The sequence below is a fragment of the Streptomyces actuosus genome (assembly GCF_016921115.1).
GTDB lineage: Bacteria > Actinomycetota > Actinomycetes > Streptomycetales > Streptomycetaceae > Streptomyces > Streptomyces actuosus_A.
On record NZ_JAFFZS010000063.1, the window covers coordinates 1 to 17,768 of the forward strand.

At 68.0% G+C, this 17,768-nt stretch carries 10 protein-coding genes and 10 pseudogenes; 12 read left to right on the forward strand and 8 right to left on the reverse strand.

The features are described from left to right. Positions 1 to 275: 275 nt before the first annotated feature. The gene (locus JS756_RS34785) at positions 276 to 671 is read right to left on the reverse strand and encodes a hypothetical protein (protein WP_240204825.1); all 396 of its coding nucleotides are present in this window, start codon (positions 669 to 671) and stop codon (positions 276 to 278) included. A gap of 46 nt (positions 672 to 717) precedes the next feature. Here JS756_RS34785 and JS756_RS34790 point away from each other — a divergent pair. The 3 genes and pseudogenes from JS756_RS34790 to istB form a co-directional block, all read left to right on the forward strand. Beyond that, positions 718 to 918, forward strand: a pseudogene (locus JS756_RS34790) (ISAs1 family transposase); the annotation flags it as partial. A gap of 190 nt (positions 919 to 1,108) precedes the next feature. After that, complete coding sequence (gene istA / locus JS756_RS34795) at positions 1,109 to 2,458, forward strand: IS21 family transposase (RefSeq protein WP_240204826.1); 1,350 nt, start codon at positions 1,109 to 1,111, stop codon at positions 2,456 to 2,458. Further along, positions 2,455 to 3,225: an IS21-like element helper ATPase IstB gene (istB, locus tag JS756_RS34800; RefSeq protein ID WP_205387274.1), complete on the forward strand. Its 771-nt coding sequence runs from the start codon at positions 2,455 to 2,457 to the stop codon at positions 3,223 to 3,225. The genes istA and istB overlap by 4 nt, the downstream gene beginning before the upstream one ends. A 10-nt stretch (positions 3,226 to 3,235) precedes the next feature. On the opposite strand, the gene JS756_RS34805 is transcribed toward istB, so the two are convergent. Then, the gene (locus JS756_RS34805; protein ID WP_240204827.1) at positions 3,236 to 3,637 is read right to left on the reverse strand and encodes a hypothetical protein; all 402 of its coding nucleotides are present in this window, start codon (positions 3,635 to 3,637) and stop codon (positions 3,236 to 3,238) included. Between the two features lie 100 nt (positions 3,638 to 3,737). Here JS756_RS34805 and JS756_RS34810 point away from each other — a divergent pair. After that, positions 3,738 to 4,835: pseudogene (locus tag JS756_RS34810) on the forward strand (ISAs1-like element IS1629 family transposase); the annotation flags it as partial. A gap of 422 nt (positions 4,836 to 5,257) precedes the next feature. Here the strand turns inward: JS756_RS34810 and JS756_RS34815 are convergent. The 3 genes and pseudogenes from JS756_RS34815 to JS756_RS34825 all read right to left on the reverse strand — a co-directional run. After that, a pseudogene (locus JS756_RS34815) lies at positions 5,258 to 6,163 on the reverse strand (IS1634 family transposase); the annotation flags it as partial. Positions 6,164 to 6,340: 177 nt separating this feature from the next. After that, a complete protein-coding gene (locus tag JS756_RS34820) occupies positions 6,341 to 7,621 on the reverse strand; it encodes an IS4 family transposase (protein ID WP_307791422.1) in 1,281 nt (426 codons plus the stop codon). Position 7,622: 1 nt separating this feature from the next. Then, positions 7,623 to 8,435: pseudogene (locus JS756_RS34825) on the reverse strand (IS1634 family transposase); the annotation flags it as partial. Between the two features lie 53 nt (positions 8,436 to 8,488). On the opposite strand from JS756_RS34825, the pseudogene JS756_RS38175 reads away from it, so the two are divergent. The 5 pseudogenes from JS756_RS38175 to JS756_RS37435 all read left to right on the forward strand — a co-directional run. Beyond that, positions 8,489 to 8,779 (forward strand): annotated as a pseudogene (locus JS756_RS38175) (helix-turn-helix domain-containing protein); the annotation flags it as partial. Positions 8,780 to 8,907: 128 nt separating this feature from the next. Then, a pseudogene (locus JS756_RS38180) lies at positions 8,908 to 8,988 on the forward strand (hypothetical protein); the annotation flags it as partial. A 50-nt stretch (positions 8,989 to 9,038) separates the two neighbouring features. After that, positions 9,039 to 9,211: pseudogene (locus JS756_RS34835) on the forward strand (IS30 family transposase); the annotation flags it as partial. A 94-nt stretch (positions 9,212 to 9,305) separates the two neighbouring features. Continuing rightward, positions 9,306 to 9,941 (forward strand): annotated as a pseudogene (locus JS756_RS34840) (IS256 family transposase); the annotation flags it as partial. 140 nt (positions 9,942 to 10,081) lie between these two features. Beyond that, positions 10,082 to 10,270 (forward strand): annotated as a pseudogene (locus JS756_RS37435) (IS5/IS1182 family transposase); the annotation flags it as partial. 120 nt (positions 10,271 to 10,390) lie between these two features. On the opposite strand, the gene JS756_RS34845 reads toward JS756_RS37435, so the two are convergent. Beyond that, positions 10,391 to 10,957 (reverse strand): hypothetical protein, encoded by a 567-nt coding sequence (locus JS756_RS34845; RefSeq protein WP_205387277.1) that lies wholly within the window; start codon positions 10,955 to 10,957, stop codon positions 10,391 to 10,393. Between the two features lie 691 nt (positions 10,958 to 11,648). Between JS756_RS34845 and JS756_RS34850 the strand changes: the two genes are divergently transcribed. From JS756_RS34850 to JS756_RS34860, 3 genes and pseudogenes are all read left to right on the forward strand, one after another. Further along, positions 11,649 to 13,406: an IS4 family transposase gene (locus JS756_RS34850; protein WP_240204830.1), complete on the forward strand. Its 1,758-nt coding sequence runs from the start codon at positions 11,649 to 11,651 to the stop codon at positions 13,404 to 13,406. A gap of 89 nt (positions 13,407 to 13,495) precedes the next feature. Next, positions 13,496 to 14,044, forward strand: a complete 549-nt coding sequence (locus tag JS756_RS34855; RefSeq protein ID WP_205387279.1) for a DUF1062 domain-containing protein — start codon at positions 13,496 to 13,498, stop codon at positions 14,042 to 14,044. A 121-nt stretch (positions 14,045 to 14,165) separates the two neighbouring features. After that, a pseudogene (locus tag JS756_RS34860) lies at positions 14,166 to 15,498 on the forward strand (IS1380 family transposase). A 321-nt stretch (positions 15,499 to 15,819) separates the two neighbouring features. Here JS756_RS34860 and JS756_RS38635 read toward each other — a convergent pair. Both JS756_RS38635 and JS756_RS34870 read right to left on the reverse strand, forming a co-directional pair. Next, positions 15,820 to 16,554, reverse strand: a complete 735-nt coding sequence (locus JS756_RS38635) for a transposase (RefSeq protein ID WP_438817369.1) — start codon at positions 16,552 to 16,554, stop codon at positions 15,820 to 15,822. Positions 16,555 to 16,915: 361 nt separating this feature from the next. Beyond that, positions 16,916 to 17,548 carry a transposase gene (locus JS756_RS34870; RefSeq protein ID WP_240204832.1) on the reverse strand — a complete coding sequence of 211 codons (633 nt, stop codon included), beginning with the start codon at positions 17,546 to 17,548 and terminating at the stop codon, positions 16,916 to 16,918. Between the last annotated feature and the right edge of the window lie 220 nt (positions 17,549 to 17,768).

Here is a 17,768-nt window from a genome sequence, read left to right on the forward strand (position 1 = left end):
CACGCCTGAACGGCACAGTCCGTGGAGAGCCCGGTACTCGGAGACGGGTACGCCGGGTTCGGCGAGCGGCACGGAGAAACGGACCGGTGGCAACACCGGCACCGCGCTCCGTGCCGACTCAACAGGCACCCCCCGTGCATCCCACCGGCGGGTGCACCGGCCTTTCCCCCGGGGGCCACGGCCGGCCGCGGCGACCACCTCGCCGCCGGTGACGGGCAGGGCGGGGCGGAGTGCGGCGCTCGCCGAGGGGGCCGGGAGCGGGCGGAGCCGTGCCGTCAGCGGTCGTTCTCCGGGTGGGAGAGGTTGGTGCCGGCCAACGGGTCGAACACATGCGTCTTACCCATGTCGCCCCGCAGCTCCAGGGGTTCTCCCTCCCGGGCCCGAGTGGCGACGTTCAAGCGGGCCATGAACTGCTGGACGGGCTCGGCTCCGGTGTCGCGCAGGCCCGAGTCGGTGGCGAGCTCGTCCAGTTCGGCGCTCCGCGCGGGCCCGCCCTCCTCGGTGAAGTAGAAGAACGTCGGAGCCCAGGAACTCCAGCACGTCCACGGTGGCGGTGAACGGCCGGGCCCCGCTCGCGCCGAGGCCCCCAGGGCCCCGGCGTTTGCCCGGATCGCCCCGGCCTGGGCCGGTTGATCATGCTGGCGGGGCCTGGAAGTAGATGAACACGGCACCTGTGGATCATGGAGTTCTCTACGCTGCAAGATCCACGAAGGTGCCGTGTTCGTTCCTCCATCATCCCCTGCCGTCGTTCCCGTCTCTGTGGCGCCCCGCTTGGAGGCCCTCGGCTCGGATGCCGCGCGAGGCCATGTCCGCGGCCTGGTTGCCGAGTTCGAGTCGGTCACCGATCCTCGCGGGGCGTGCGGGGTGCGCTACCGGGTCTCCTCGCTGCTGGCCCTGGTGGTCTGTGCGATGACCCCGGTGTCGGCGTACACGTGAACGTGCATGGCCGCGTACGGATGAACGTGCAGAGTTCCTGAGGTGCTGAGGTTCGGGATTCGGCACTCTGCTGCCTGTTGGTCGAGGTCGCAGAGATGGGGTGGCCGTGGTCCTGGATCCACAGCGCTGGCTCGAACTACGGCGCTTTCGTGGGCTGGTCGAGTCCGGAGCCATGAGTCTGACCGAGGTCGCCAAGGAGACGGGCCTGAACTGGCGTACGGTCAGCAAGTACCTGGCAGCTGACGGCCCCGCCTCGCCTCCGCGTCGGTCGCCGAACGGGCGGTCGCGGGTGAGGGTGATCGACGAGTTCGCGCCGCTGGTCGACTCGATGCTGCGGGCGGAGATCCTGATGAAGGCCGCCGTGATCCACGAGCGGCTCGCCCAGGAGTACGGGTTCACCGGCAACTACCAGCGGACCAAGCTCTACGTCCAGGAAGCCCGCCCCCGGATCGCCGAGGAACTCGGCATCACCCCGAACGAGCTGGCGGGCATGCACCGCCGCTTCGAGGTCATCCCCGGCGCCCAGGCCCAGGTGGACTGGGGTGACGAGGGCAAGATCCTCGCCCACATGGGCATCCCGAAGATCTACTCCTTCCACATGACGCTGTCGTACTCACGCGACCCGTTCTGCTGCTTCACCACCAGCCAGGACCTGCAGACCTTCTTCGACTGCCACCGCCGCGCATTCGCCCACTTCGGCGGCGTCCCGATGACGATCGTCTACGACCGCACCAAGACCGTCGTCCGACGCCACGTGGCTCCGGGCGAGGCGGTCCCGCTGCACCCGGAAGCGGTCGGCTTTGCCGGCCACTACGACTTCGACATCGACGTCCTGGCCGCCTACCGGCCCACCGGGAAAGGACGCGTCGAACGCCAGGTCCTCATCGTCCGCGACCACGTCCTGTCCGGCCGGGCCTTCTCCTCCCTCAAGGAGATGGACGCCGCCTTCGCCACCTGGGTGCCGCAGCGGCGGGCCCAGATCCACAAGACGCACCGGGAGGTCATCGGCGAGCGGGCGGCCCGCGACCACGCGGCCCTCAAGCCACTGCCGCCCACCCCTTATCTGGTGGCCGAACGGCATCTGCGGCCCGTCGGCAAGGACTGCCTGGTTGCCTTCGGCGGCAACCTCTACTCGGTGCCCGCCCGCAGGGTCCGCCCCCGCCAACTGGTGGAGATCCGGGCTACGAAGTCACAGATCATGCTGCACTCGACCGCCGCGGACGCCAGTGGCGAGACGCTGCTGGCCATGCACCCGAGGGCGGTCGGCCGTGGCGTTCGGGTCGTCGAGGAGAGCCACTGGGACGGTTTGCCCACCGGGAAGGGCCGCCGCACCACCACCGGCAACGTCCCCCAGCCCCGGCGCGAACGTCCTCCGGGTGAGGAAGCCGGACCGTTGCAGGCCCTTCTGAATCGTGCTGCCGCCACCCGCATCGAGGTCGGCCGCCGTCCATTGTCGGTCTATGACGAGCTGACCGGCACTCGTCCCTTCACCACCCGTCCGAGCACGAGGGAAACGTCTTGAGCGAGCTGGTCTCCACCCGTATCCGTAACACGGCCGGCAAGCTCGGCCTGCCCCACCTGACCGAGACGATCAGCGAGTACATCCGGCGGGCTGACGAAGGGAAGATGGGTTACCTCGATTTCCTCGACCTGGTGCTGTCCGAGGAACTGGCCGTTCGTGACGACCGCCGCTTCCGCCAGGGGCTGCGGCTCTCCCGGCTGCCCCACCACAAGACGCTCGACGAGTACGATTTCTCCTTCCAGTCCGACCTCGACCCGCGCAAGGTCAAGGACCTCGCGACCCTGTCCTTCGTCGAGGCAAAGGCGAATGCCGCCCTGCTCGGGCCGCCCGGGGTCGGCAAGACACACATCGCTGTCTCTCTCGCGGTCGCTGCCTGTCGGGCCGGCTACTCGATCTACTTCACCAGCCTCGACGACATGGTCCGCAACCTCAAGGCCGCCGAGGCCGCCGGGCGGCTGACGAACAAGCTCGGCACCTACCTGCGGCCCAGCGTTCTCGTGGTCGATGAGGTCGGCTACCAGCCTCTCGAACGAGCCGAGGCGAACCTGGTCTTCCAAGTCATCTCGAAGCGCTACGAGAAGGGCTCGATCATCCTGACCTCGAACAAGACCTTCAGCGAATGGGGACAGGTCTTCGGCGACGAGGTCCTCGCCACCGCCATCCTCGACCGCCTCCTCCACCACTGCGAGGTGATCTCCATCAACGGCCCCAGCTACCGGCTGAAGAACCGCCTCAAGGCCATCGAGCGAGAGAACGACGTGGCCTGACCAACTGCGATCAGGACACCGGGTCCTGGCCCGGCGGGATGAAGGCGTCGGCGCCATCAGCATCCTCGACATGCCCCTGGGCATCGACCGTGATGGCTGTCGCCCGCCCCTGCGACGTGATGAGCCAGGCCAGCACCTGTTCCGTCAGCGGCGATCCACCTGGGCCCTCGTCCTTCCAGTGCACCCGCCACCCTCCGCCAGGCACCGCGGCTACGACCTGATCGGCTCGCTCCAAGTGGGAGAAGTCCTCGTAGTCCGTCACCGGACGCAGGGCCCCACGCCGGGGATCGACGACCAGAGCCGTCCCGGTCGCCTGGTCCCAGCCCTCTACACGGACCATGCGGCCGATCTCGGTGTCGGTGCCGTTGAAGATCGCGGTCCAGCCGGTCTGATTGAAGTAGCGAAGAGACACCGCCCCATCATCTCGAACAATGACGCTCGCGCTTCACAGGTCCCCTTGCTCTGCACGTTCATCCGTACGCGGCTCTGCACATACGCGAGTACCCCGACACCCGGCGGGCCACGACTCCATCACCGCGGCGGCGGAGTGGTGCAGACGCGCCGCCCCCGAGGAACTGGCCGCCTTCGGTCTGCCCTACCATCCGTTGCTCGGCCGCTACCGGATCCCGAGCGAGAAGACCTTGCGCACCGTTCTGGGGCGGCTCGATCCCGGTGAGGTCAGCGCGGCCGGCTACGACCACCTGCGGCCCCTGCTCTCCACGGCGTCCCACTCTCCCGAGCCGCTCATGCCCGACGGCGGTATCGAACGCGAACAGCGCCGCGCCCACCGGGCAGCCGCCCGCGCCGAACCGGTGCGCTCCCGGCGCCGGGCCATCGCGGTGGACGGCAAGTGCCTGCGCAGTGCGAAACGCCCGGACGGCAGCCGGGTCTTCGTGCTCTCCGCCGTCCGGCACGGCGACGGCATCGCCCTCGCCTCCCGCGAGATCGGCGCGAAGACCAACGAAATACCGGAGTTCCAACCCCTTCTCGACCAGCTCGACGACGCCGATCTCAAGGAGGCCGTCGTCACCGCCGACGCCCTCCACGCCCAACGCGACCACGCCACCTACCTGCACGAACGCGGCGCCCACTACCTGCTGACCATCAAGAACAACCAGCGCGGCCAAGCCCGTCAACTTCACGCCCTGCCCTGGAAGGAGATCCCCGTCATCCACCGTGACGACGCCCGCGGTCACGGCCGCCACGAACAGCGTCTCGTCCAGGTCGTCACCGTCAACGGCCTGCTATTCCCCCACGCGGCCCAGGTCCTGCGCATCCAGCGCAGACGCCGCCTCTACGGCGCGAAGAAGTGGTCCAGCGAGACCGTCTACGCCATCACCGACCTGCCCGCCGAGGAGGCGAGTGCCGCCGAGATCGCTTCATGGGCTCGCGGACACTGGACGGTGGAGAACATCGTCCACTGGTGTCGGGATGTGACCTTCAACGAGGACAAGTCCCAGGTCAGGACCCACAACACGCCCTCAGTCCTCGCCGCCGTCCGCGACCTGATCCGCGGTGCGCTCAAGCTTGCCGGGTACGTCAACACCGCCGCCGGACGCCGGGCCCACACCGAACGCACCCTCGTCCTCAGCCTCTACGGCATCACATGATCAAACCGGACGACCCGGGCAAACGCCGGGGCCCTGCCGAGGCCCCACGCCGGTCAACGCCTTGTCGGCCGCCGAGCGGCAGGCGGTGCTGGAGCTGATGAACCGACAGGTCTTCGGGAAGTCGTTGAATCTGGCACGGGCGCTCCGGGACGTCAGCGCTGTCCGCCGCTTCAGGGGTACGCGAATCTGTGGAGCTGACATCCGCGACTCGGAACGGCAGCCGGGAATATCGCGTGGTGTGAACTGATCACCGTTTGAGAGTGATTCGCTCAATCTCCGAACATCCCCGCAAACAGATCGGCCTCCCCGCCCGCGTTCGACATAATTCCGTGGCCTGGAGGGGCGAATTCGGGGTCTGACCTGGGCGGACGTGCGTGTGTGCGCCTGGAGGGCGTGTCTCTAGGCGGTGGTGTTCTTGCTGGTCAGCGGGGTGTGGGCTGAAGTGAGACGACCTGCTTGGGGGCGGGGATGCCCAGCTTCGCGAGTAGGTATCGCTGGGGCTTGGTCAGGGCAGTGACCTGCTGGAACGTTCCGGTGGGGCCGGCGAAGGTGCCCAGATGGAGGCGGTCGAGCTCGCGCCGGATCTGCGGCCAGGTGTCGCCGGTGGTGGTCTCGGCGATCCGGATCAGCAGGAGGGCGAGCCAGCACAGGATGACGTGGGCGCGGATGCGTTCTTCGAGGCGGTGATAGACGGGCCGTAGGTCGATGATCTGCTTCATGTCGCGCCAGCCGCGCTCGACTTCGAGCAGTTGCTTGTAGCCGAGCGCGATGTCCTCGGCGCTCAGGTGGGGGTCCGAGCAGCGCAGGAGGTACTTCCCGTCGAGGTTCTCCTCCGCCTTGATCTTCGCTTGGTCGACGCGGAGCTTGCCGGCCGGGGTGGCGCGCAGGTAGCGGTTCAGGCCGGGCTTGTCGGCGATCCGTCCGCGTAGTTCGCCGCGCTTGAAGTCGCTGAGCTTGTCGGATCCCTCGATCAAGTCGGCCAGCTGGGCGACGAGTTGTTCGCGCATGTGCCGGTCGCGTTCGGCCGCTTCGGGGTTGTGGCAGATCACGAACCGGTCGGTGTCGGATATCCGCACTTCCTTGACGCGCATGTTCTCGCCGACGTCCTGGTAGCGGCCCTGACGGGACAGGGCGGCCTGCACCTCCGGGCTTCCGGAGCGGAGCTTCTCGCCGATGATGTAGGCGTGGTCGCCCTTGCGCAGGTAGCGGCGGTTCTCGGCGGAGGAGAAGCCGCGGTCGGCCACCCACACGATCTTGGAGAGGGTCCAGTCCCGCATCTCGTCCTTGACCTGGCGGATCAGGGTCTGATCGGAGGCGTTGCCCGGCCAGCACCCAATGCCGTTGCCATTACGGGGCGCGGGGCCGGATCGCGATGGCAAACCCGCCTGCGGGGAGGTGAACGCCCTGGTCGGCAGGCTTCTTCGTGGGGAACTGTGTCGTGCGACGCTTCACAACGCGTGGGTAGTGGCGCGGACGGCGCGGCGCGTTGGGCCGGGCGGCCAGCTTCAAAGCGGCCTGTTGGACACGTCTGCGCTGGTCACAGGGGGGGAAAGCAGCGGGGACAGGTCCCGTCGGACCAGCCGCTGCGCGGTGCGGAAGGAGATCCGGTCCGGATCCAGGGGCGGCGTGGTGGCGGTGGCGGCGTGATGCATCAGATCGCGGGTCAGGTGATGGACGATCAGGTGGGCCCAGATCTCCTGGCGGACCTGGTCGGGACGGTTCGACAACAGCACGGAGCGTGAGCCACGCTGCGCGGTCTTGACCTCCGCGAAGATCCCTTCCGATTCCCATCTTTGTGAGTAGAGCGCTGCCAGCTCGTGGGCCGGCGCTTCCTGTGGGTCCAGCAGGGAGGTGGCCAGGCGGTAGATCTCGTCGCTGCCCTCGATGGTGTACTCGATCACGCGCAGGGGCACCGGTCCGGGCGGCTCCTCGCCGCGGCGGCGGTAGGCGGCGCGGAGGTTCTTGTCCAGGTGCATGTGGGTCAGGTAGCTGCCGTCGGGCAGGACCTTCTCCACGCGCTGGGCGGTCGGTCCCTTCAGCCGCCACAGCAGGTGGGCCCCGGTGCGGCGGAAGGCGGTCCACAAGGGGACGCCGGGCATGTTCCGATCGGCCAGGACCAGGGTGCCCGGCCCGGCCGACGCCGCCAGTGCCATGGCGAGGGTGGTCTCCCCCTGCCGGCGCCCGCCGATCGCGGCGTCGATCAGTGCGTGGGTGCCGCACTCGGCCAGGGCGACGACGCGGGCCTGCGGGTACCCGCCTGTGCCGGCGCCGCCGGCGGGGCGGGTGAACTCCGCGGTGTTCTCCGGTGTGTCGGCGACGTCGAGAACCGTGCCGTCGAACGTCTCCAGGCGCAGTCCACGCCAGAAGGCCGTCGGACAGTCCTCTTCGTTCGCCACGGGCCCTGCGACCTGCCGGAACACTTCCTCCATGACGTCGGGGCCCAGCCGGCGGCGGGCCTTGCACAGGGAGGACTTGTTCGGAACACGAAACCCGCGCCTGGTGAGATAGAGGTCCAGCTCCTCCTCGCGCGGCAGGAGATGCTCGTACACCGAGGCATAGCCCTCTTGCGGGAACAGACACCTCGCGAGCTCGAAATACACCACCGTTCGCGCGGGCAACAGCCGTCGCCGCCGCTCCTGCCGCGAGTGCTTCCGTATCGCTCGGTCTACCAACTCCGGCGGACACCAGCGCGTCAGCGCTCCCAGCCCGACGTCAGGCAGCCGCAGCGGCCGTAACCTGCCCATACGAATCGGCGTACTGCGAAAACCCGTCAATGGCAACGGCATTGGGCCAGCACCAGCAGCGGACCGGGATCCCGTCCCTGGTGACCGCCATGCCGATCACGATCTGCGGCAGGTCGTCGCGGGAGTCCTTCGACTTGCCGTAGGTCCGGAACCCGGCCTGCTTCGCGCCGCCGTCTTCCTGGCCGTCCTCCAGCTTGCGGCCGGCCTTGTCCCGGGCGACGGGTTCGTCTGGCTCCTCCAGCTCGAAGTAGGTGCTGGTGGTGTCGAAGAACAGCAGGTCGACCTCCAGGTGCAGCAGGTTCGCGACCTCGTCGAAGACCTGCTTCTCCAGGTCGTCCTTCACCTCGTGCAGCCAGTCCATCGCCCGGTAGCAGCGCTGTTCGCCGGTCTCGGCCAAGCCGTCGATGTGCACGTCGTTCGTGATCCAGTCCGCCGCCGCGAGCTTCGAGGACGGGGCCAGCGCGCGGTTGGCGACCAGGGCGAACAGCACCCGCTCGGTCGCGGACATGTCCCGGCTCAGGCCCCGCTTGGGCTGCCCGACCCGGCCCACGATCTGGTCGATCCGCAGCCGGCGCCACAGCTGGTCGAGCACGTACGCGCCGCCGAACGGCACCGATGAGGTGAACTCCAGATCCGACGCCGCCGTCGCGGCCAGCGCGTCACCCGGTTCCAGCAGCTTCGATAGAGACGCGACCAGGCGCCTGATCGCGTCGCGGTCCAGCTCGTCCTCGCGGCCGAAGGTGAACAGCACCCTCGGAACCGCCCGCCCCTTCACCGGATCCCACTCGTTGTGGGCCAGGTGCAGGTACCGGACCGTCCCGGACTTGTTCTCCCGCTTCGTCGTCCTCACGTACACGGATCCAGACGATAGGCCGAAGTCACAGGCCAGACGGGCGAATCAGGAAAGTCGTGTCTCTAGGCAATTCCAGCCGTTCGCGCCGCGCGCAGCCCGATGACCTGCACCTTCAGCCCGCAAGAGCCTCCAGGACCCTCGAATTACGTCGAACCCGGGCCCCGGTCCACGGGTCAATCCAGGAGCCCCCTAGACTAGCGGAGGAGATCGAGGAGATCTTCCAGCGTTCCGGGGGCACCTACGGCTCGCCGAAGGTGTTCGTCGAGCTGGTCCGGCGCGGCTGGCGGGTGTCGGTGAACACGGTCGCCAAGGCCATGGCCGAGCTCGGGCTGGCCGGACGGAAGATCCGTCGGCGTCGGTCGCTGACCAGGCCGGGCAAGCGGCCGACGGCTCCGGACTTCGCCGGGTCTTCACCGCCGAGGAGCCCGACCTCGTCTGGTGCGGCGATCTCACAGAGATCGATACGGGCGGGGGTATGCTGTACTTGGCGACGGTCATCGATCTTTCCTCCCGCCGCTTGCTGGGCTACGCGACGGGCGAGCGGCATGATGCGGAGCTGGTGGCGTCGCTCAACATGGCCGCGGCCACCCGCGGCGGCGACGTACGCGGCGTGATCTCAACGAGAACACCAACGGCCTACTGCGTCAGTACTTCCCGACTTGTCCCGCTGGAACAGCGAAGAGCTCCATGCCGTCGCGGCGGTCTTCAACAACCGGCCCCGGAAAACCCTCGGGTGGCGAACCCCGGCTGAAGTGTTGACCAAGCAGCTACGATCGGTCCTGCAACGACCGGTTGAACTCGCCCAATACACCTCCGTGAAGCTCACAACACGCCTGGTCAGGGCCGGTATTCAGACGTCCATGGGCTCGCCGCATCGCGATCACCGAGGGTCTGCGCGAGTCCACCGAGTCCTGGGCGGACCTGCTGCGCGACTGCCGACGGCGTGGGATGCGCGACCCGATGCTCGTGGTCGGTGACGGTGCGATGGGCCTGTGGAGGGCACTGGCGGAGGTGTTTCCGCAGGCCAGGCACCAGAGGTGCTGGGTTCACAAAACAAGGAACGTCTCGAACGCGCTGCCGAAATCGGCGCAGCCCGGCGCGAAGAAGGCTCTGCAAGAGATCTATAACGCCGAGGACCGTGCGCACGCCGAGAAGGCGGTCACCGCGTTCGAGAAGGCGTACGGGGCGAAGTTCCCCAAGGCTGTCAAGAGGATCACCGGCGAGGTCGAGGAACTGCTGGCGTTCCACGACTTCCCTGCCGAGCACTGGGTCCATCTGAGGACGACGAATCCGATCGAGTCGACCTTCTCCACCGTGAAGCTTCGGACCAAGGTCACCCGCGGCGCCGGCAGCCCGGCCGCAGCCCTCGCGATGGTCTTCAAACTCGTCGAGTCCGCCCAGGCCCGCTGGCGAGCGGTCACCGCACCGCACCTCGTCGCCCTCGTCCGAGCCGGCGCCCGCTTCGAGAACGGCCTCCTCGTCGAACGAGACGAGACCCTCGCAGCGTGACCCACCTCAACTGATCCACAGGTCTTGACAATTACTCCCGCGAGCCCGACCTCACCAGCCCTGATCGAGAACCATGACCAAGCTCTGCGAGGGGATCGACACTACGGGTTCCGTCCTATCTGCGAGGCAGCCATACCTGTGCCCGGCTCGCCGCAGGTTTCGGTGTCGCAATGGTCGACCGGTACGCAGCCGAAGCCGTCGCAGTCCTCGCCGCTCTCGCTCCCGACCTTACCGCTGCCGTACGAGCGGCGTCGCGCAAGGCATCCGTGCCCCTGGACGGCACACTGCTGCCGATCCGACCGATCGGCGCCGACAGGCCGTTCCAATCCACCCCGTGACGCCGGCACAGTCGGCGGTTCGGCACCGAACATCGGGGGCCGGGCCGCGAACGACGCGACCTGCGTGGGTGACGCCGAGGCACCGTTGCCGCGCGCCACCCACACAGCACACTAGCCACGCAGCCGGTAGCTGTAACCCCAGCCCTCCGGGTTGCAGATGTTCAGCCTGCGGTCGCTCTGGTCGTAGGTGAAGCCCAACGGGACAGTGCACGCCCACAGGCCGCTCTTGGGAGTGCGTAGGTGGTAGCTGTATCCCCAGCCCTGGGCGTTGCAGATGTTCAGCCTGCGGTCGGCCCGGTCATAGGTCATACCCGGCGTGACCGTGCAGGTCCACAGGTTGTCCTTGGGGACGCGCAGCCGGTAGCTGTAACCCCAGCCCTGGGCGTTGCAGATGTTCAGCCTGCGGTCGCTCTGGTCGTAGGTGAAGCCCGACGGGACAGTGCACGCCCAGAGATTGTCCCTCGGGGTCTCCACGTAGTAGCTGTAGCCCCAACCGCTCGGGTTGCAGACGTTCAGTCGGCGGTCCACCTTGCTGTAGGTCTTGCCCGCCGGGACCGAGCACGCCCAGTAGCCACCCGCCGCGGCCTGTCCGGACGGGCTGGCCGGCGCCAACGCGGCCGCCGCCGGCGCCGCGGCGAGCACCCCGAGCCCCAGCGCCGCCGCGCTGACGAACGACATGACGATTGCGCGTATCCGAGATCGGACCATCGGAACAGACTCCCCCTGGAGTAGTCGAGCCAGGAAAACAAACCATCGGGGCCGACTGCGTTCCCCCTGCCGGACCACCGGTGAGCGCCGCCATGCTGGCAGGGGCGCAACGCAGGAGCAAAGGTCAACGGGCGCCGAGGACGTTGATCCAGACACGTCGAAAGGCGCCCCCACACACCCGAATACCGCGCACACCTGCCGATTCAGGCAGGGACGCCGGGGCCCCACCAGAGGACGACGCCCCTAGTACAGGGCCTTCCGGTCCCCGTGATCGGCTCCTATCAGCGGGCAACCGGGCCCACTCCGGCCACTTGTCGCTATCAACCGGTATGCATCGATCCGACGAGGGTCCGGGGCCAAGATGGCCGGATGCCGCCCACTTCGACATGTGCCGGCACGGGCGGTGCGGGTGCCGCCGCCGGTGCAGTGAACAGGCGGCCGGACTAAGACGACTGCCCCACCCGAGAGAGCACTCGACGCAACATCAACTACCCTGGCCCAAGCCGCATAGCCCGTGTCCAAGATTCCAGGTCAAGGCCCAAGGCCGGGTAGTTAGCGTTTTCGCAGGTCACGCAAGTGAGTTGAAGGATTCTTAGCGCAGAGCAACGGAGCTCGTTGGTACAGGCAGTCGACCAAGACAGCTTGTCCCGAAGGAGCTCCGTTGCCCCGTCATTGTGTCCTGCGGTCTCCGCTGACGGCCATCACCCGAACGGTCACCGTGGCCGGGGGCCGGTTCGCTCCGGGGCATCTGGGGGAACTGACAGCGGTCGTGCCCTTTGAGCTGGTGGACGCGGTCCTTGCGGAGACGAGGACGGTGCAGCAGCGGCTGCGTGATCTTCCATCGCGGGTCGGGGTCTACTTCTTGCTGGCGATGTGTCTGTTCCCTGAGGTCGGCTATCGCCTCGTCTGGGACAAGCTGACCGCGGGTCTGTCCGGGATGCCAGTGGTCTGTCCGTCGGCGAAGGCGTTGCGTGATGTGTGCCGGCGGATCGGCAGCGCGCCGGTGCGGGCGTTGTTCGAGGTGCTGGCCGGGTTGCTGGCCCGGCCGACGACGCCAGGTGTGCGTTTCGGTTCGTACCGGACGGTGTCGTTCGACGGGTGCAGTTCGCTGAGGGTGCCCGATTCCGAGCGGAACCGTGCCTGGCTGGGCAGGACTTCGCATCATGGCTATCCGACGCTGGAGTTGATGACGCTGGTCGAGACCGGAACCCGGGCCCTGGTCGGCGCGGTGTTCGGCCCCACCGCCGAGGGCGAGACCAGCTACGCCGGCCGGCTGCTGCACCTGCTGAAGCCGGACATGCTGGTGCTGTGGGACAAAGGATTCGACAGCAACGCCTTCCTCGCGGGGGTCACCGACACCGGCGCCCAGGTGCTGGGACGGCTCCGCAGCAACCGGCGCACGCCGGTCCTCACCCGCCTCGCCGACGGCTCGTACCTGTCGGTGATCGGCAACGTGAAAGTACGGATCATCGACGCACAGATCGCCGTGACCTGCGCGGACGGCACGTCCTTCACCGGGTCCTACCGGCTGGTCACGACCCTGGCCGACGCCCGCCGCTACCCCGCCATCACACTGGTGGGTCTCTGTCACCAGCGATGGGAACACGAATCCGCGTACTACGCGCTCCGCCACACACTGATGAACGGCCGCAACCTGCGCTCGGGTGACCCGGCAGGCATCGAGCAGGAGATGTGGTCCCTGCTCACGCTCTACCAGGCCCTGCGCACCGTGACGGTCGAGTCCGCCGGGATCGTTCCCGACGAGCACGGACGCCTCGGACTGATCGGCCGCCGGGTGATGGCCCGCCTCCTTGCGCCCCGCCGTCATCGGGCCAGCACCCGCAAGGTCAAGTCGCCGATGTCCCGCTACAGCGAGCGACACGACGACGGCCGCCCTGACCGGAGCCGCACGATCACCGACCTCGCCGTCACCGTCCTCGAACCCGGCCCCGAACAGCCGTCTTTGCCCCCGGCCTCCCGAGACGACCGCTGCATCGTCCCGGCCCAGCGCCGACGTCATCGCGTCCTCGCCCTGCTGCAGGACGACCCGACCCGCCTGTGGAGACCCGCGGAGATCGCCGCCTACTTCGGCGACATCACCCTGCACACCATGTATCGGCAGCTGTCCCGATGGGCCAACACCGGGCTCATCCACAAGCTCGGACCGAGCCTCTACGCAGCCACAGCCTGGACCTCAACCCCCTTACCACCAGCACAAACAGGCAACCTTCCCGGCCTTGGGGGAAGGCCCCGGCACCGTCACCATTGCCTCGACCCGATTCTGGCTCCGCCCATGATCCGCCGGGCAGAACCTGGCGGCGAGGCGCTCGAAAACCAGTGGAGCGGCGCCGCTGTGCGCCGTTACTGTGCTGCCGAGCCAAGTCGTCTAGGCAAGGACGTGCCGTTGTACACCCTGTGAGACCTCCCGAGCGCTGATCTGTCGCGCGTCGCGCCTGTGCGCCGCGCTGCTGCTTGCTGCGGACTTCTCACTGAAACCGGTGTACTTCTGTGCTCAATGACTGGGTGGTCATGCCCACCTGCCTGCCGACCGTTCTCCGCCGTTGCGCCGCGTGCGCGTCCGACCGCTTCCGGGCGAACGGCAAATTCCGCGTCAACGCACACCACAAACGCCTCGACGCCTGGCTCCTCGTGCTCTGCACCGCTTGCGGGGACACGGCAAAGCTCACGGTCCTGGAGCGGATGAACGTGCGCTCCGTACAACCTGAGCTGCTGGACCGGATGCATGTCAACGACCCCTGCCTGGCGGCTGAGTTGCTCCAGGATCCGGTCGTGCGGCGCCGTAATCGCATCGCCCTCGACTGGGACAACGCCTGGCGCCTCGACACCGGCGGATCGGATCACCAAGACCGCGACGTGATCGACGTCTCGGTCCGCTTCGCGGCGCGGATACCTGTCCGGCCGGTGCGACTGATCGCTGAAGGGTGCGGTCTCTCGCGAGCCGAGGTCGAGAGACTGATCACAGAGGGCAAACTCGTTTCGGCAGTCCGGCTGAGCGGCAAGCTCTCCGTCGACTTCACCTTCACACTCAAGCACTGAGCCTGGATCCACCGCGTGATAGTCGGTCTGTGGACGACGAATAGAGAAGAGGTGCCTGCTGACCTGGGATGATGGGAGTTCCTACGCCCTCATCAGTCCCACGAAGCAAGGCACCTCGTAAGTGAAAGTCTCCCACAGACCCGCGGAGCTCTTCGCCGCGTTCGACGACCCGGGCCTGATCGCGCACGCCGGGCTGATCCCGACGATCCGGCTGGCCGAGCGGTGCGGGTTGCCCGCCTTGGTGGCCCAGAAGGTGAGGCTCACCGGTGCGAAGAACGGTGCCGGTACGGCCGCCGACACGAAAGCCATGTCGATCGTGGGCGGCATGGTCGCCGGGGCGGACAGCATCGACGACCTGGACATTGGGCAGTTTCCTGCGCGCCTTCACCTGGAGGCATGTGCGCCAACTGGAGTCCGCCGCACGGGCGTTCACCTGCCGCCTGGCCGCGCACACCGGTCTGGTCCCCCGCCGGGACGAGGTGGTGTTCGTGGACATCGACTCCAAGGTCAAGCAGGTCTACGGCCCCGCCAAGCAGGGCGCCTCGTTCGGCTACACCAAGCAGCTCGGCCTGCACTTCCAGATCGTCACCGTGAAGACCTCCACCTGCGCACCCGTGATCGTGGCCACCAGGCTGCGCAAGGGCTCGGCAGGCTCCGGCAAGGGCGCGGCCAGTCTGCTGCGCGAGGCCCTGGCCCCGGTCCGGGCCATGGGCATCACCGCACACATCGTCGTCCGTGCGGACTCCGCGTACTTCTCCCACAAGGTCGTCGATGTGTGCCGCAAGGCCGGTGCCGCCTTCTCCCTGGCCGTCGCGGTCAAGAAGACCATCCGCGAGGCCATCATGCAGATCCCCGAGGATGCCTGGACGCCGATCAAGTACGCCAGCGCCGTCTGGGACGCCGAGGAGGAACGCTGGATCTCCGACGCCGAGATCACCGAGATCGAGTTCACCGCGTTCACCAGCAAGAAGAAGGCATTCCACACCACCGCCCGACTGATCGTGCGCCGCGTGAAACGGCTGAACCCCAAGAGCGTGCCCGCCGGCCAGGCCGAGCTGTTCGGCGTCTGGCGCCACCACGTGATCTTCACCGACAGCCCCTTCGTCCTCGCTCAGGCCGAGCCGATGCACCGCGAACACGCCGTCATCGAGCAGGTCTTCGCCGACCTGAAAGACTCCGCGCTCGCCCACCTGCCCTCGGGGAAGTTCACCGCGAACGCCGCCTGGCTGACCCTGGCCGCCACCGCCTACAACCTCACCCGCGCGAGCGGCCACCTCGCTTCCGCCTTCCACGCCAAGGCGAGGACCGGCACCATCCGCCGCCACCTGATCAACATCCCTGCCCGGATCGCCACCGGAGCCCGCCGCGTCACCCTCCATCTGCCCGAACGCTGGCGCTGGGCCAACGACTTCACCGACCTGTGGACAGCCACCGGCCAGCGCATGCCCACCTGAACCACACGCTCAACCTGACCGCCCACGACCTGGAAGAACCTCGGAGATGCCGCACCGGACGGCCACCCGGCCCATCGTGCTGCCCGCACCCCGAAAGATCATTCCGAGCCCGCCCGATACCGAAGATCAGAATTCACGCGGTGGATCCAGGCTGAGCCCTCCTCGGGACCAGGGGCCTGTCCGGCAAGATCCGCCGGACAGGCCCTACACGACCACGGAGTCATCTGTAGCCCCGAGAGGGCGTTTATGCAGGTCAAGGCCTATATGCGGCTTGCATGACTGCCTGCTTTGAGGGTCTTCATGACTCTGTTGCTGAATTCGTCAGCAGGCGAGCTGGTGGCTGAGGCGTCCCAGTCGGCTGGTGCGAGGCTTGCGTAGGGGGTCGGTGGTCCACCAGGCGTCGAGGCGGACGATGTTGACAGCGGTGGCGGAGAAGGCGTGTTGGAGGGTGACTTTCGGCAGGCCGCGGTAGCGGGCCCGGCGGATGCCGGTGACGTCGAGGGCCTGGTTGACGGTGCCCTCGACGCCCGCGCGGAGGGCGTACTTGGTTCTCCAGGACTCGGTTTCCTGCTCGGCGCGGGCGGTGGTGGTGCGTTCGTGGAGTTCGCGGGGCCGCAAGGTGAGCATGCGGGTGCCGCGGATGGAAGTGGTGCATGCGGCCTGGGAGGGACAGGGACGGCAGTCGGCCCGGGCGAAGTCGATCACGATGGCGTCGCGGCCGTGCTGGGTGACCGGGTACCAGCCGGCGCTGGTGGCCCCCTGGGGACAGTGGACCTGGCGGGCCCTCCAGTCGACGCGGAACGCGCTCTTGCCGAAGCCCTCGGCGGCCTTGGCCTGGGGCGAGTGGTCGGCCAGGAGTGGGGTGACCATACTGATGCCCCGGCCCGCTGCTTCCACGACCAGGTCGACGGAGGCGTATCCGGAGTCGAGGTAGTGCTCGTCCGGTGCGACCTGCCGCTCGGCCAGGTTCTGCTGGACGGGCGCGGTGGCCTTGACGTCCGGAACGGTCGCCTCGGTGGTGTGAACGTCAGTGATCAGCCGTAATGGAAGCCTCACGGCTTCGGCTTCGGCTTCGGCTTCGGCTTCGGCTTCGGCTTCGGCTTCGGCTTCGGCTTCGGCTTCGGCTTCGGCTTCGGCTTCGGCTTCGGCTTCGGCTTCGGCTTCGGCTTCGGCTTCGGCTTCGGGGAGGGTGTCGCAGGTCTCGGTGAGGTGGACCTTGTATCCGAGCCAGAAGAGGTCGTCGCCCTTGGCCGACCAGCGGGCGTCGGGGTCGTAGGGGGAGGCCAGGCGGATATGGCCGGGCGGGATGCCGTCGTCGTCGGCGTCCCGCTTCTTGATCACCTCCCGTCCCCGGGCATCGGTGCGGACGACGTAGGTCTGCACCAGGACCTGCCGCAACAGGGCCACCGCCTCGATCTCACGGACCCACACCGGGGCGGTATCGGACCAGGCCGCCCGGCACAAGGCCAGCGCGTCCTGGCCGAAGACCTGGGCGAGCCGGTCCCGCCTGGTTTTCGAGCCCGGCATCGTCCAGCCGTCGACGCGTGACCCGTAGCGTTCGGCGAACTCCGCGACATCGATCGGCCCCGGCCAGCCAGGACGGCGCCGCCACCGCCAGCGCCTCCAGAGCGGCCCGCACACTCTCCCCGGCCAGCTCGGTGCGGTTCAGGTCACGGACCGCGCTGATCACATGGGTGGAGTCGGTGCGCTGCTTGCCACCGGCCTTGATCAGCCCGGCCTCGCGGCAGTGCTCGACAAGCCTGTCGAAGAGCGTCCGTTCCAGGCCGTGCCCCGCCAGCCGGGCACGGAACCTCGACAACGCGGAGAAGTCGAAGCCGGCATCGGACAGCTCCGCGCCCAGCGCGTACTTCCACGACAGGCGGTCCCGTGACGCGTCCGCGGCCTGCCGGTCGGTGAGGTTCTCGGTGAACTGCAGCACCGTCACCAGGGCGAGCAGCGCCGGGGACTGGGCGGGAGCACCGCGGTCGGGAAAGGCATCGGTGAACAACGCGTCGTCGAAGACTTCGGCAAGGTGGTCACGCAGGCGCATGGGTGCCACGGGGGAAGGCGGCGCGGGCCGTCCTGGCGGTCTGTTCCGGAACAGGCGGCAATCCCCCCGGTCGCATGGACACCACACCGACCCCCTGAGGTTCCCCCTGTCGGCCGGACAGCTTGATACTGGGACGGATGGTCCCGGAGGAAGCAGTCACAGGTAGTGAGTAGCAAGAGCAACATGGGTAAGCGGTACACGGCCGAGTTCAAGCGGGACG